Source organism: Mesorhizobium sp. Primo-A (genome assembly GCF_003997175.1).
GTDB classification, from domain to species: domain Bacteria; phylum Pseudomonadota; class Alphaproteobacteria; order Rhizobiales; family Rhizobiaceae; genus Mesorhizobium; species Mesorhizobium ciceri.
In genome coordinates, this window is record NZ_RZTG01000003.1 from 437341 (window position 1) to 451256 (window position 13916).

The window sequence follows — 13916 nt, forward strand, 5'->3', positions numbered from 1 at the left end:
CGATCACGGGCCAAGACGGCCTTGAGTCACAGGCTACCATAGGTCCAATATTTGACCAGTACTGGCATCGGCGCTTTTGGCTGCACTTGTGCTTTGCAAGGACGTGAACTGGAGACCGCATCATGGCTGAGAGCGAGCGCGTGAAAATGGTGGCCGGCGAATGGTATACCTGCATCGATGACGAACTGGAGTCGTTGCGGATGATAGCGCGCGATGCGGTGTTCGAGCACAACTTGCTGCCGCCTCGTCAACGCGGCAATCTCGGGCCGGGTCTGAAGGCACTGCTGGGAAGAGCCGGCGAGGGCGCCCGTATCGAGGCGCCGTTCCACTGCGCCTATGGCTTCAACATCTTTCTCGGCGACGGCGTCTTCCTCAATACCGGCTGCACCATCCTCGACACGGCGAGCGTGCGCATCGGCAAGGCAACGCTGCTCGGCCCGAACGTGCAGATCTACTGCGCCGAGCACCACAAGGAGGCCAGTGGGCGGCAGGCCGGACTGGAGATCGCCCGACCGATCGAGATCGGCGCCAATGCCTGGATCGGCGGCTCAGCCGTCATCCTTGGCGGCGTCAGCATCGGTGAAGGCGCCATCGTCGGCGCCGGTGCGGTGGTGACGCGCGACGTGGCGGCGAACGCCACGGTGATCGGCAATCCGGCGCGGCCGGTCAAGCGGGGCTGAACAGGTCAGGACGACAGGACATACGTCATGCGCTCTTCCTGATCGACCCGCCTGGAGAACTCGCGCCGATACTGCGCAGGCGATGTCTTGAGCCGTGCCGAAAAATGCTGGCGCAGCGAGGTGGCGCTGCCGAAGCCGGCTTCGAAGGCGATCATGTCCATGGATTTCTCCGTCGCTTCCAGCAAACGCTGCGCCAGTTCGATCCGCTGGCTGGTCAGCCAATCGCCAAAGCTGGCGCCGATCGATTTCTGAAAGCGACGGGTAAAGGTGCGGCGGGTCAGGCCGGCGGCCTCGGCCACGCGGTCCAGGCTATGCGCTTCGCCAAGCGTCGCGCGAACCGCGTCGAGGGCCTGGGTGAAGCGGTCGGCGTCCGCGCTTCTTGCCACCGGATGCTCGATGAATTGCGCCTGGCCGCCCTGGCGATGCGGGGAAAGCACGATCTGGCGAGCAAGCCGCAGTGCTGCTTCCGCGCCATAGCGGGCGCGCACGATGTGGAGACAGCAGTCGAGGCCGGCGGCGACGCCGGCCGAGGTCACGACATCGCCATTGTCGACGTAGAGCACCGCGGCATCGACAGCGATGTCGGGATGGAGTGTTTGCAATTGTTCGCAATAGGCCCAGTGCGTCGCGGCACGTCGGCCCGAAAGCAGCCCGGCCGCTGCAATGGCGAAGGTGCCGAGGCACAGGCCGACAATCAAGGCGCCGCGTTGGTGCGCATGGCGCAGCGCTTCCATCAGCAGCGGCGATACCGGTTCGCTCAGATGATGCCAGCTCGGGATGATGACGATATCGGCGCCGTCGAGCCCTTCGAGCCCATGCGGCGCGGCAATTGTCAGCCCGGCTTCGGTATGGATCGGCCCGGCCTTGACCGCGCAGATGCGGAAGTCGAAGCGCGGCAGGCCAAGCGCCGTCCTGTCCTCGCCGAAGACCAGGCACGGTACGGAAAGATGGAACGGGCTGATGCCGTCGAAGGCGAGGACGGCAATGATCGGGTCGTTCATGGGTGCTTCCAGCGGTTGAATGCGGATTGTCCCAATTCTTTCGAATGATGTCAATCGGGTCACTTTCGGCTGTCTGGCAGCCCGCCTATCTTCCATCCATCGAATTCAAGCCGGAAAGGAAACACCATGTCTGACCCAGCCAACACCACGCCGCGCCGGGCGCTGATCGTCGTCGATGTGCAGAACGATTACGACGGCGGCAATCTCGCCATCCAGCATCCGCCGTTCCGCGACAGCGTCGTCAATGTGGCACGCGCCATGGATGCAGCGACTGCTGCCGGTATCAAGGTGGTGGTCGTCAAGCAGATGGCGCCCGAGACCTCGCCGATCTTTGCCAAGGGCAGTCACGGCGGCGAACTGCATCCCGAAATCGCCAGGCGCAAGCGCGACCATTATGTCGAAAAGAACCTGCCCTCCGCCTTCACCGGCACTGATCTGGAAGACTGGCTGCGCGCCAATGCCATCGATACGATTACGGTGGTCGGCTACATGACGCATAATTGTGACCTGTCGACCATTATCCACGCCGTGCATATGGGCTTTGCCGTCGAGTTCCTGTCGGATGCGACCGGCTCGGTGCCTTACGCCAACAGCGCCGGCTACGCCTCGGCCGAGGAGATCCATCGCGTGGTCACGATCATCCTGCAGTCGCGCTTCGCCGCCGTGCTCAAGACCGCCGAATGGGTGGAGTGCCTGCAGACCGGCGCGCTGCCGGAGCGCGACACGATCTTCGGCTCCAACCAGCGGGCGCTGTCGCGCAGCGCTGCTTAGGGCTATCCGAACAAACAGAAAGGGCGCCGCATCGCTGCGGCGCCCTTTCTGTTTGAATTGAAGGATTTTAGAACAGGCCTTCGATATTGCCGGCCTCATTGAGGAAGATCTTTTCCGAGGACGGCGCCCTCGGCAGGCCCGGCATGGTCATGACCTCGCCGCAGATGATGACGACGAAGCCGGCACCGGCCGAAAGCCTGACCTCGCGCACCGGCACGGTGTGGCCGGTCGGCGCGCCGCGCAGGTTCGGGTCGGTCGAGAAGGAATACTGGGTCTTGGCCATGCACACCGGCAAATGGCCGTAGCCGGCGTCTTCCCACGCCTTGAGCTGGTCGCGCACCGACTTGTCGGCGATCGCTTCCGAGCCGCGATAGATGCGCTGGACGATGGTGTTGATCTTCTCGAACAGCGGCATGGCATCGGGATAGAGCGGCGCGAACTGCGAGGCGCCGGATTCGGCCAGTGCCACCACCTTGTTGGCGAGATCCTCGATCCCGGCCGAGCCGTGTGCCCAGTGCTTGCACAGGATCGCTTCTTCGCCCATCGAGGCGACATAGTCCTTCATCGCCTGGATCTCGGCGTCGGTGTCGGAATAGAAATGGTTGATGGCAACCACCGCCGGCACGCCGAACTGCCTGATGTTCTCGATGTGGCGGCCAAGATTGGCGCAGCCCTTCTTCACCGCTTCGACGTTTTCCTTGCCGAGGTCTTCCTTCTTGACGCCGCCATTCATCTTCATGGCGCGCACGGTGGCGACGATGACCGCCGCTGCCGGCTTCAGGCCCGCCTTGCGGCACTTGATGTCGAAGAACTTTTCAGCACCCAAATCGGCGCCGAAGCCGGCTTCGGTGACGACATAGTCGGCGAGCTTGAGCGCCGTCGTGGTGGCGACGACCGAGTTGCAGCCATGCGCGATGTTGGCGAACGGCCCGCCATGCACGAAGGCCGGGTTGTTCTCCAGCGTCTGCACCAGGTTCGGCTGCATGGCATCCTTCAGCAGCACAGCCATGGCGCCGTCGGCCTTGAGGTCGCGGGCATAGACGGCTGACTTGTCGCGGCGATAGGCGACGATGATGTCGCCGAGGCGCTTTTCCAGGTCCTTCAGGTCGGTCGACAGGCAGAGGATCGCCATCACTTCCGAGGCGACGGTGATGTCGAAACCGCCCTCGCGCGGGAAGCCGTTGGCGACGCCGCCGAGCGAGCAGATGATCTCGCGCAGCGCGCGGTCGTTCATGTCCATGACGCGGCGCCAGACGACCCGGCGGGTGTCGATGCCGAGCTCATTGCCCCAGTAGATGTGGTTGTCGATCAGCGCCGAAAGCAGGTTGTGTGCGGTGGTGATGGCGTGGAAGTCGCCGGTGAAGTGGAGGTTCATGTCCTCCATCGGCACGACCTGCGCATAGCCGCCGCCGGCGGCACCGCCCTTGACGCCGAAGTTCGGGCCGAGCGAAGCCTCGCGGATGCAGACGATCGCCTTCTTGCCGATGCGGTTCAGGCCGTCGCCGAGACCAACCGTGGTCGTGGTCTTGCCTTCGCCGGCCGGCGTCGGGTTGATGGCGGTTACGAGGATCAGCTTGCCGTCCTTGTTGCCCTTCACCGATTTGATGAATTCGGCTGATATCTTGGCCTTGTCGTGGCCGTAGGGCAGCAGGTGTTCGGTCGGGATGCCGATCTTCTGGCCGATCTCCTGGATCTGCTTTTTCCTGGCGCCGCGCGCGATCTCGATGTCGGACTTCACTTCGGCCATGACGGCTTTCCTCTGGATTGGACGGTGGAGGGGACGGGTTTGGTCTTACTGGCAAGCAGGTTGGAACCGGGCGCGGGCATGTTCTAACCCTGTCGCTGCCGCGGCGTCAACTTGTATGCAACTATGTTTCCTCTTGAGAAAATTCTTCTGCGGACCGGCCGACCTGTCGTCGGTTCTTCCTGGCTCCGTTGCCGCGCCGTATAGAAGCCAGAGGACGCGTCGTTCCGCCGTCTCAAAACAGCCGCACAATGCACGGAATGCGACAGAGGCGACGGCGCAAATTCACCATCGCCTGGTCCCTAATGGAACAGCGCTACTGCGTCAGAACGTTGCTGATTTCGACCATGTTGGAGCGCACCCTGAGCACATAGAAGCCCATCGTCGTCAGATGCGTCGGCAACAGCCAGCCATCCTCGCGGCCATTGGCGATGATGAAAGGCTGGATCTTCAGTGCCGAAACGAACTGCGAGTCCATCGTGTCCCAGAGGTTCTGCAGATGCTTTTCCTTGATGACGTCCTCGAAGTCGGCCTGGGCGCCCTTCATCAGGCCGTAATAGCCATAGAGCTGGCCATAGGCGAACCAGTAGCGGTCGTCGGCGCGGAAGTCGAACCAGCCATTGTTGTGGTTCTCGGCGCGTTCCTTGAGGATCGCCGAGGTCGAGCCGATGTCGGACGAGATGCGGTCGATATACTGTTTCAGATTGTCGGCGCGGGCGTCGAATGTCGCCTGGCAGGTGGCAAGGCGAGCGTTGAAGGAACGCAGCATGCGCACGGCGTCGCGATAGTAGCTCGGCGTCGGTGTCTTGGGACCGAACGGGTTCAGGCCGAAATACCAGGTCTCCTCGTCGAACTGCAGGTTGCCGCGGGCATTCTGCAGATCGCTGTCGATCTGCGAGGTGGTGCGGACGCGGCCGAGATTGTCGGCGAGTTCGGTCGCCGTGCGCCGCACCGCCTGGTTGATGCCGCGCTGGAAGGAGGCCTTGTTGTCCATCCACGGCGTGTTGTCCCAGTCGATGCCGAACAGGCCGAGCTTGTAGAGGATCATCGACGAGATCCAGGCATTCTGGTTGACGTTGAAGTCGGTCAGGTCGGCGGCGATCTGGGCAATGCCGGAGTTGCCGCAGGTCTTGGCCGTGTCGGTGCCGGCGCCGGCGGAGACCTGTTCGCCAGCGGAGACATTGCGCTTCTCGAACGTGTAGGTGTCTGGATAGTTCGGGTTGAAATTGTTCCACCACTGGGTGGCGTAGAAGAAATTGGCATAGAGGCCGATCAGCACCAGCAGAGCAAGGCCGACCGCCGCCTTGAGGATCCAGCCGCGTTGCGTGTACCAGCGTCCGGCCCACAGGAACGGCCACAGGATGACGCCGATCAAAAGCCCGATACCGCGGCCGATCCACTGGAAAATGCGGGTGAAGAAGTTCACGATCGGATCGAGCATGGCTGTGTCACCCCCTCAAGCATGATGCCAAAAAGTTGCAGACTTTTTGGATAACATTATGCGCCAAAACAAGAAGTTAGAACGAAATAACGGTTCATTTCGTTCTAGTCAGTCAGGCCGTAGAGGCGCGTGCGAAACGCCACCTTGTCCTTCAAATATGTGGTTTTGAGAACGTCCACAACATGCGATCGCCAGGCGTCGCTGAAGCCGCCATAGTCCTTGTAGAAGCCGTCCTTGTTGAAGATGTAGCGCGAGACGAAGTCCGACGGCACGAAATCCGAGATCAGCCGGTTGGTCAGCCAGGCGTCAGGATGGTCAGGCTTGGCGCGGATCACCAGGAAGCGCTGCTGCGGGAAGACATCCTCGATCTTCAGGTGGCCGAGCTGGGCGATCTCGCGCTTGGCGGCGTTGAGGAAAGGGAAATTGCCGTCCCTGGTGATCAGGTCGGCATGGCTCTGGAACCAGGTCTGCAGCCAGACCTTGTCGACATTGGTCAAGTTGCGGTTCGGCTCGGCATCGCGGATCAGCGCGCGCACCACCATCTCGGCGCGGTGCTCGAGGTAGCCCGAGGCCTCGACCCAGGAGGCGCGCGGCAACTCGATGCGGCCGGTGGTGGCGAGGAACTTGAACACCTTGTCGGCGTCGTTAATGGAGAGATAGCTGACCTGCCACGGCCGCGAACGGCGGAAGCCTGGCGCCGCAGGATCGCTGATCACTGTCGTCACATCCGGGTCGACGAAGACGTAAAGGCCACCGAAATGGCTGGTCCAGTAGGCGTTGTGGCGGAAGATCACCTGGTCGGGCACCAGCGCGTTCTCGCGGATGTCGCCGCAGATCTTGGCGAGCTCGACCATGCGGTTCAGCATGGCGCTGTCGCGCCAGGCGTCGGGCTCCTGCTTCAACCGGTCGACGAGCTTGCCGAGCTCGGCGGCCTTGCCCAGCACATCCTCAGCCGACAGCACCTTGAACTCGACCTGGCTGATCGACAGCAGGTCCTCGATATCGTTGACCTTGGGAACGGAATCCTCGATCTCGCCGTAGATGACATCCTTGATCGTCAGCGCATCGATGGCGCGCTGGTTCTTGGACATGAACTCGAACATCAGCTGCGAGGTGTTGGAGAAGGCGGTGTGCACCACCGGCAGGTCGATCTGCGACGGCGTCAGGATGATGAAACGGCGGTTGACCTCGTTGGGATCGAGATAGTCGTAGTCGTCGCATTCCTCGGCCACTTCGGGCGAAAAGCCGGTGCGATCGATCTGGAAGGTCTTCAGCTTGGTCGGCTTCAAGCCGAATGCGGCGAGCGCCTTGTTGTAGCGCTGGATCAGATGCGGCTCGTCGACCGTCAGCAGCCGGCCATAGATCAGCTCATTGTCGCGCAGGAGATCGGGTTTCTTGGCGGGGCTCATCTTGCCTTCTCCCACAAGGGGTGAAGGGAAGGCCGGCGCAGCTCACGCATTCCATAGCCCCTTCTTCTTCATCTCCTCCATCTCGCGCGCAGCCCGTTCGCGCAGGCGGGCGTCGCGCAGCAGTTTTTCCACGGCGGAGTCGTCGGACTTGTCGGAATAGCGGAACTCCGAGTCGGCGTAGCGGTTGATCTCCTGCATGACCATGTCCATCGAGAACGGCCCGCGCAGTTCCTCGATCATCGCTTTCTTCTCGTCGTAGCCCTTGTGCATGAAGACTTCCGGCTTCTCGAACCAATCGTCGGGAAGCTCGATGTCCATGGCGCGCATCTTGATGGCGTCGGTGACATTCTTGATGGCGCGACCGGTGAAGCGGGGCTCGGCATCCTTGATCAGGTGCAGATAGGTGCCGATATCGGCCATCGATTTCGGCGCGCCGTTCTCCTTCATGTAGCGCTCGTAGACCTTCATCAGCCCATCTTCCTGCGGCTTCTCGTGCTCCTCATAGGCTTCGGTCACGGCGCGCTGGATTTCCTGCGCGGCGTAGAGGTCGTGTTCGCCGAGCGGGATCTTATGGTTTTTCCCCGCCAGCAGGACAAAAATATCGATGTAGTCGTCGCGGCTCTGCGGCCCGTCGACCAGCCAGCGGGCGCCGGCGCGCTGGCGCAGCGCGTCGTCGACATTTTCGGGGTAGTTGGAGAACATGCCGAACGAGCAGTTGCCGCGCACCACGGTGGCGGCGCCGGCGAAGGCGTCCATCAAGACGCCTGTTATCTCCTGCTGGCCGGCGGAGGCGCGGTCGTCGGAGCGTCTGGCGGCCACCTGGTCGATGTCGTCGATGGTGCCGAAGCCGATGACGCGTGGGTTCAAGACATTGTTGATGAACTGGCGGCAGTTCTGGCCCGACTTGCCCTGGTAGGACGAGATCTGGTCGACGCCGAAATTCTCGTAGGCGAAGGGATAGCCGGCGACCTGGCAATAGCCGTTGACGAGGCCGGCGATCATCTGGATCAGCGTCGTCTTGCCAGTGCCGGGGGCGCCGTCGCCGATGAAGGTGAACAGGAAGCCGCCGAGCTCGACGAACGGATTGAGTTCGCGCTCGAAATCATAGGCCATCAGCATCTTGGCGAGCTTGACCGACTGGTATTTGGCGATGTGGTTGCCGACGACCTCTTCCGGCTTCTTGAAGGTCATCACCAGCGGTTTTGAGCGCTTGCCCGGCGCGACGTCGAAACCATCGAGAGTGAAATCGTCGGCATCGATGCGGATATGGGCGTTCTCGAACGGGCCGATGCCGTCGAAGCGGCCCTTGCGGGCCAGAAGCCCGTCGATGGCGACGCGGGCGAAGGCGCGTGCCCTTGTCATCAAATCGGCATCATCGGACGATCCCGAGATCGCCTTGTCGAGGCCAGCGAGGATCGACTTCACCGCATCCTGCGGCGTGTCGAACAGGAAGTCCGGCTCGGGGATGTCGTTGGGTGCCTCGCCGTCGCTGTCGATCAGCTGGAACAGGTAGGAGGCGAGGCTGAAGGCGGAGATGTAAGCCGAGGCCGACAGAAGCTTCTTGAAGGTGGCCGCTTCGTCGCCTTCGAGCGGCGCGCGGGTATTCCTGGCCTGCAGGCTTTCGAGGTCGGAGCCTTCGGCAAAGACGTCCGATATGGCCAGCGCGATCGCCGTGCCGCGCCGGGCGCGAAACAGGAGCGTGTGCTGCGGGATGGTCAGCAGCTGGTCGTCGAGATGAACGGCGCCGACGGTCTTGGCCAGCTCGACCTCGCGCGTGCGACGCACCGAGCCGACCGAGACGGTCGAGACGAAGCGGCGGTTGGTGCCGGCAAGCGCGGTGCCGGACTCCCGTGACGGGTCCTCCAGCACGACGATGCGGGTGATGAAGCTCTGCGCGGTGGCGCGGTGCTTCTCGATGGCGGCTTCCGGAATGGTGGTCAGGCCGGTATCCATGAAGGGTGCTCCGTGGTGTGACGGTCAGACGTCTGAGATGACCTGTCCGTTGGACAGGATATGAACCTTGTAGCCGGCAAAAATCTTCTGTGCTTCGCCGGCGGCGTAGAGTGCCTGATAGGCCTCGTGCGGAATCAGCGCATGGTTTTCATAGCTCGACACGCCCTGACGCGCGGCTTCCAGATCATCAGTGTTGATGAAGAATTCCTGCGTTGTCTTCTCACTCGAAAACAGGCCCTTGCGGCCGGGTTTCTCGCTCTTGGAATAGACCTCCTGGATCGTCCAGGTCAAAAGCCAGGCATTTTGCGGCTTGCGCACCTTGGCCAGAACCTCGGTCACCGTCGAATTGTTGTCGGTAATCCCCACCGAATAGAACGGGCCGAGCACGACGCGGCGCAGCTGCTTGGGGTGCAGCGGTTCGAAATCCTTGTCGAGGTTGACCGCGATGGTCGCCGGCGACAGCGTATAGGCGGAGTTCTTCTCGGTGAAATCGTCGAAACGATGGGCAAGCTCGGGATTGAGCAGGCCGTCGACCGGCAGCGGAATGTCGACCGTCTCGTTGAGTTTGCCGTTCCTGTCGACAAGCTGGCGGATCATCGCGTCGGAAGAATCCTCCACCGTCACCATGTAGACCAGAGGCAGGTTGGCGCTGCCGTCGAACGTCGCCCAATGGACGAGATAATAGGGCCGTCCCGTCTTCGGATTGACCGAGACCTTGGCGGTTTGCGCCAGCGTGAAGGAACCGAAGGTGTTCTCGCTTTTCACGTCCTCGAGATAGAGCCGCTCGGCCATCGACTTCTGCAGCGCCTCGGGGAATTCCTTGTGGCGCAGGATGAAGTCGGCCATTTCCTCGCGCAATTCGCCGGCGAGCGGGATGTTGGCAAGCCGCGCGTCGGCCTGGCGGCGGTCGTTTTCCAGTTCGAGCAGGTTCTGGAACACCGGGAATCCGCTTTCGGCCCGCGAAATGCGGAACGTGTCCATGAAGCCCAGCCGGTTGCGCCAGCAGGAAAACGACTTGTCGAGCCGGGCGATGTATTCGGCGACGATCTTGGCGACGATGCCGTGCCGGTAAAGCGGCGAGCGATCGTCGCGCATGAACACTTCAAGGCCGCTCAGCGCGGCCGTGATGGCGGAGAAATATCGTGCCGCCGCTTCGTTTTCGGGGGTCATGCCTGTGCGCTCGCGGGCAGTCCTATCACCCCTAAGACTGCACGTAGTTTGCCGAATTGTGCTTCTTCAGCACCTCGTCGAAGCGGCGGGCAAAGGCATCGTCGGCCAGCTTCTTGCGGCGCTGGATGTCGGCGGTGGCGACCATGTTCTTCTCGTGCATCTCGAGTAGGTCGCCGATGTGTTTTTGCGAAGCAGCACCGATGCCGGCCATGGTTTCCTCGGCGGTGTTGTCGACCTGGCTGCCCAGCGTGTTGATCTTGTGGGCGACGTCCTGCTGGGCGGCGGTCTTCAGCGAATCTTCCAGCGCCTTGTAGAGCACGATGCGCTGCTCGGTATCGATGGTCAGCTTGTTGATCAGCGTCGATTGCGCGGCGATCTGGTTGTTGAGCGAATCGACGAAGGTCTGGAACATCGAGGTGTAGCGCTCGAGCGTCTGGCTCTCGGCCAGCAGCTCCTGCTCCTTGGCCTGCTTTTCGTTGTATTCCGTCGCCAGCTTGGAGCGTTCGCCTTCGAGCTGCGTGCGGTCCTTCTGGCTGGTCGAAGCGGCGATCTTGTTTTCGATGTCGAGCAGCATCGGGTTGAGCTCCTCGATGCGCTTCTGCACGGCTTCGAGGTTGGTCATGGTGGTCTTGCGGCGCTCGATCACCTGCGACAGGCTGGTTTCCGAGGTCTTGTAGCGCTGGTCGAGGACCTCTTTCTGCGCCTTCAATATGCCGACGATGGTGTCGGATTTGACCAGCAATTCCTGCAGATTGCCCGCCAGCGACATGTTGCGGACGCGGTCGGTGCGCATGCGCTGCTTGCTCTGGCTGGAGAAGATACCGATGAATTTTTCCCAGCCGGTGTAGTTCTTCATGCTCTCGAACTCGGAGCCGAAGACGTTGGTGGCGTCCTCCAGGCCGATGATCAGGTCGGCAATGTTGCCTTCCATCACCTTTTGCTGCTTCAGCACATCCTCGATGCGGGCGTTCTCGAGGTCGAAATTGGCGTCGCCGATCTTCTTGTCCGATGTGGCGAGCGTATCAAGCATGGTGCCGGACTGCTCGATCTTGGAGCGCATGTCCTGCACGACCTGCTTGGTCTTGGCAATTTCGGCGTCGAAATTCTGCAATGTCGCCATTGGGGCCTCCCGCTTCGGCATGACGTCGCTGGTCGCGAACAGCGGCGAATATATGTGGGGCATCGGGGGATTGAAAGACGTGACAACAAGGGCGGCGTGAAAACAAAAGAATCCATCAGGGTCTTGAAAACCAGTGAAGGCGGGGGCCTGGCGTGATTAGCTTGCCTGCCAGCCGTAGTTCAGCTGTCATTGAACTTTCATGCGGCAAGCCGAGGGCGCACGGATGCCTTTGTATTCGGCAAACGACTGAAGCAATCGCGGCCGCGATATGCGAGGGGAAAGCCGGTTTTACAGAGCTGATGAACAGCGGATCAAGGCTTGGGATCGGCCTTCAGATAGGCGATGACATTGGCGATGTCGTCGTCATTGGTCAGGCCGCCGAAGGCCATCTTGTTGCCCGGCACCTTCAGCTTTGGGGCCTTGAGATACTCGGCGAGATTGGCTTCATCCCAGACCAGGCCGGCGGCGCCGGCACTCTTCATCGCCTCGGAATAGTGGCCAAGAAAGCTCTCTGCGCTGCCGGCGGTGCGGCCAACGACGCCCAACAGATGCGGACCGACCTTGTCGCGGTCGGTGGCTGCGTCATGGCAGGCCATGCATCGGTTGAAGACCTTCTTGCCCAGGGCAGGATCACCGCCGGCATGGGCTACGAGCGAGCTGGCAAGGAGAAGGATACTGGCGAACGAAGCGTCTCGAAGCATGGCTGACCCCGGGGAGCTCTGGCTGGCTGCGTTATAGTACCGAGGCCTTAAGAAACGCTGCATCGGGCCGGGGTCAAGGCCGCCGACCGTCAGCCCTTGATAAAGCCGATGAAGTCGTCTGGCGCGGCGCGGCCCATCTCTTCCTCCCAGTGGCGGCGGCAGAGCGAGACATAGACGTCCTTGCCGATCGCCACCTGCTCGCCCTGGCGCGCCACCTTGCCATCGGGGCCGAGGCGCACGACCATCGTCGCCTTGCGGCCGCATCGGCAGATGGTGCGCACTTCGCGCAAATCGTCGGCGATGGCCAGCAGCGCGCGCGAGCCGGAAAACAGCTTGCCCTGGAAATCGGTGCGCAGGCCGTAGCACATGACCGGGATGTTCAGCCGGTCGGCGATGCGGGCGAGCTGCCAGACCTGCTCTTCCTCGAGGAACTGCGCCTCGTCGACGAAGACGCAATGCACCGACGTATGCGCGTGATGAGCGGCGACGCGGGCGAACAGATCGTCGCCGTCGCGAAACATCTCGGCTTCCGTCTCCAGGCCTATGCGCGACGAGATCAGGCCTGTATCGCCCTTGCGGTAGTGGCCGGCGACGAACAGCATCGTGCCCATGCCGCGCTCGCGGTAATTGTAAGAGGCCTGCAAGAGCATCGTCGTCTTGCCGGCGTTCATCGTCGCGTAGTGGAAGTAAAGCTTGGCCATGCCGCTCTTTTAAGCCGACTTGGCCTGACACGGGGAGGGGCCAGAGCGGCATTCCCCTGAAAAAGCCGGCTGGCCAGACAAAAGCGCCTGATGTGTCGCTGATTGGCCAGCCCGCGCCGTTGATCGTGATTGTCTTAATGCTTGAAACCACACCAGAATGGTGTTTGGCTGACGAAACAAGGCGGGCATAGAAACCGTAGCTACGCTTCGCCAAAGAATCACAATGGGAGACTGTCTATGTCGCGTATGAACTCTTTCGTCGCCGGCCTCGGCCTGGCGGCTTTTTTGTCAACCAGCGCTGCCTACGCCGGTGATCCGGCAAGCTGCAAGGCGGTGCGCCTTTCCGACGTCGGCTGGACCGACATCCAGGCGACGACCGGCGTCGCCTCCGTGCTGCTGACCGCGCTCGGCTATGAGCCGCAAACGATCCAGCTGTCGGTGCCGGTGACCATGGCGTCGCTGAAGAACAAGGATCTCGACGTGTTCCTCGGCAACTGGATGCCGTCGATGACCAACGACATCAAGGACTATACAGCCGACGGTTCGGTCGAGACGATCAGCACCAACCTGACCGGCGCCGGCTACGGCATCGTCGTGCCGACCTATGTCGCCGACGCCGGCGTCAAATCGCTGACCGATATCGGCAAGTTCAAGGACAAGTTCAACGGCAAGATCTATGGCATCGAGGCCGGCAATGACGGCAACCGCATCATCCTCGACATGATCAAGAACCCGAAGGACAATCTCGAAGGCTTCGAGCTGGTCGAATCCTCGGAAGCCGGCATGCTGACGCAGGCCGAGCAGTCGATGAAGAACAATGAATGGATCGCCTTCCTCGGCTGGACGCCGCATCCGGTGATGGGCGCCATGAAGATCACCTATCTCGACGGCATGGGCGACAGCGGCTTCGGCGCCGCCACCGTCTACACCAATGTGCGCAAGGGCTACACCACCGAATGCCCGAACGCCGGCAAGTTCATCGCCAACCTGAAGTTCAACCTGGACATGGAAGGCGAGATGATGGACGCGATCCTCAAGGGCGGCGACGCCAATACGGTTGCAACCGACTGGCTGAAGAAGCACCCGGATGCCGTTGCCCCGTGGATAGCCGGCGTGACCACCTTCGACGGCGGTGACGCTGCCGCCGCCATCAAGACCGCGCTCGGAAGCTGAGCCGACTGAATTCGGCAAAGCCGAACCAGGAAGGGCAGCCATCTTAGAAAAG

Annotated in this window: 12 protein-coding genes; 3 read left to right on the forward strand and 9 right to left on the reverse strand. The window is 61.8% G+C overall.

The window, feature by feature from the left end; all coding sequences use genetic code 11:
- Nucleotides 1-122 precede the first annotated feature (122 nt).
- Nucleotides 123-680 (forward strand): sugar O-acetyltransferase, encoded by a 558-nt coding sequence (locus EOC83_RS07560; RefSeq protein WP_063168859.1) that lies wholly within the window; start codon nucleotides 123-125, stop codon nucleotides 678-680.
- 5 nt (nucleotides 681-685) lie between these two features.
- Here EOC83_RS07560 and EOC83_RS07565 read toward each other — a convergent pair whose 3' ends face one another.
- Entirely contained in the window at nucleotides 686-1681 is a 996-nt protein-coding gene (locus tag EOC83_RS07565; RefSeq protein WP_063168858.1) for a helix-turn-helix domain-containing protein, read from the reverse strand.
- Nucleotides 1682-1807: 126 nt separating this feature from the next.
- Between EOC83_RS07565 and EOC83_RS07570 the strand changes: the two genes are divergently transcribed.
- Complete coding sequence (locus EOC83_RS07570) at nucleotides 1808-2452, forward strand: cysteine hydrolase family protein (RefSeq protein WP_013529947.1); 645 nt, start codon at nucleotides 1808-1810, stop codon at nucleotides 2450-2452.
- A gap of 67 nt (nucleotides 2453-2519) precedes the next feature.
- On the opposite strand, the gene EOC83_RS07575 is transcribed toward EOC83_RS07570, so the two are convergent.
- The 8 genes from EOC83_RS07575 to EOC83_RS07610 form a co-directional block, all read right to left on the reverse strand.
- Nucleotides 2520-4199 carry a formate--tetrahydrofolate ligase gene (locus EOC83_RS07575; RefSeq protein ID WP_013529948.1) on the reverse strand — a complete coding sequence of 560 codons (1680 nt, stop codon included), beginning with the start codon at nucleotides 4197-4199 and terminating at the stop codon, nucleotides 2520-2522.
- A gap of 313 nt (nucleotides 4200-4512) precedes the next feature.
- Nucleotides 4513-5637 carry a DUF2333 family protein gene (locus EOC83_RS07580; protein WP_013529949.1) on the reverse strand — a complete coding sequence of 375 codons (1125 nt, stop codon included), beginning with the start codon at nucleotides 5635-5637 and terminating at the stop codon, nucleotides 4513-4515.
- 104 nt (nucleotides 5638-5741) lie between these two features.
- A complete protein-coding gene (locus tag EOC83_RS07585) occupies nucleotides 5742-7046 on the reverse strand; it encodes a DUF6638 family protein (RefSeq protein ID WP_063168857.1) in 1305 nt (434 codons plus the stop codon).
- Between the two features lie 42 nt (nucleotides 7047-7088).
- Nucleotides 7089-8999: an ATP-binding protein gene (locus EOC83_RS07590; protein WP_063168856.1), complete on the reverse strand. Its 1911-nt coding sequence runs from the start codon at nucleotides 8997-8999 to the stop codon at nucleotides 7089-7091.
- 24 nt (nucleotides 9000-9023) lie between these two features.
- Complete coding sequence (locus tag EOC83_RS07595) at nucleotides 9024-10169, reverse strand: hypothetical protein (protein ID WP_063168855.1); 1146 nt, start codon at nucleotides 10167-10169, stop codon at nucleotides 9024-9026.
- A gap of 31 nt (nucleotides 10170-10200) precedes the next feature.
- Nucleotides 10201-11289, reverse strand: coding sequence for a hypothetical protein (locus EOC83_RS07600; RefSeq protein WP_024504535.1), 1089 nt, complete (start codon nucleotides 11287-11289; stop codon nucleotides 10201-10203).
- Between the two features lie 311 nt (nucleotides 11290-11600).
- Nucleotides 11601-11990, reverse strand: coding sequence for a cytochrome c family protein (locus tag EOC83_RS07605; protein WP_063168854.1), 390 nt, complete (start codon nucleotides 11988-11990; stop codon nucleotides 11601-11603).
- Between the two features lie 89 nt (nucleotides 11991-12079).
- Nucleotides 12080-12691, reverse strand: coding sequence for a thymidine kinase (locus EOC83_RS07610; RefSeq protein WP_013529955.1), 612 nt, complete (start codon nucleotides 12689-12691; stop codon nucleotides 12080-12082).
- 237 nt (nucleotides 12692-12928) lie between these two features.
- On the opposite strand from EOC83_RS07610, the gene EOC83_RS07615 reads away from it, so the two are divergent.
- Nucleotides 12929-13864 (forward strand): choline ABC transporter substrate-binding protein, encoded by a 936-nt coding sequence (locus EOC83_RS07615; RefSeq protein WP_013529956.1) that lies wholly within the window; start codon nucleotides 12929-12931, stop codon nucleotides 13862-13864.
- The last annotated feature ends 52 nt before the right edge of the window (nucleotides 13865-13916 follow it).

Bases quoted from the DNA above. Each gene is read 5' to 3' on its own strand.
- EOC83_RS07560 (WP_063168859.1), top strand. From the start codon at position 123: ATGGCTGAGAGCGAGCGCGTGAAAATGGTGGCCGGCGAATGGTATACC.
- EOC83_RS07565 (WP_063168858.1), bottom strand. From the start codon at position 1,681: ATGAACGACCCGATCATTGCCGTCCTCGCCTTCGACGGCATCAGCCCG.
- EOC83_RS07570 (WP_013529947.1), top strand. From the start codon at position 1,808: ATGTCTGACCCAGCCAACACCACGCCGCGCCGGGCGCTGATCGTCGTC.
- EOC83_RS07575 (WP_013529948.1), bottom strand. From the start codon at position 4,199: ATGGCCGAAGTGAAGTCCGACATCGAGATCGCGCGCGGCGCCAGGAAA.
- EOC83_RS07580 (WP_013529949.1), bottom strand. From the start codon at position 5,637: ATGCTCGATCCGATCGTGAACTTCTTCACCCGCATTTTCCAGTGGATC.
- EOC83_RS07585 (WP_063168857.1), bottom strand. From the start codon at position 7,046: ATGAGCCCCGCCAAGAAACCCGATCTCCTGCGCGACAATGAGCTGATC.
- EOC83_RS07590 (WP_063168856.1), bottom strand. From the start codon at position 8,999: ATGGATACCGGCCTGACCACCATTCCGGAAGCCGCCATCGAGAAGCAC.
- EOC83_RS07595 (WP_063168855.1), bottom strand. From the start codon at position 10,169: ATGACCCCCGAAAACGAAGCGGCGGCACGATATTTCTCCGCCATCACG.
- EOC83_RS07600 (WP_024504535.1), bottom strand. From the start codon at position 11,289: ATGGCGACATTGCAGAATTTCGACGCCGAAATTGCCAAGACCAAGCAG.
- EOC83_RS07605 (WP_063168854.1), bottom strand. From the start codon at position 11,990: ATGCTTCGAGACGCTTCGTTCGCCAGTATCCTTCTCCTTGCCAGCTCG.
- EOC83_RS07610 (WP_013529955.1), bottom strand. From the start codon at position 12,691: ATGGCCAAGCTTTACTTCCACTACGCGACGATGAACGCCGGCAAGACG.
- EOC83_RS07615 (WP_013529956.1), top strand. From the start codon at position 12,929: ATGTCGCGTATGAACTCTTTCGTCGCCGGCCTCGGCCTGGCGGCTTTT.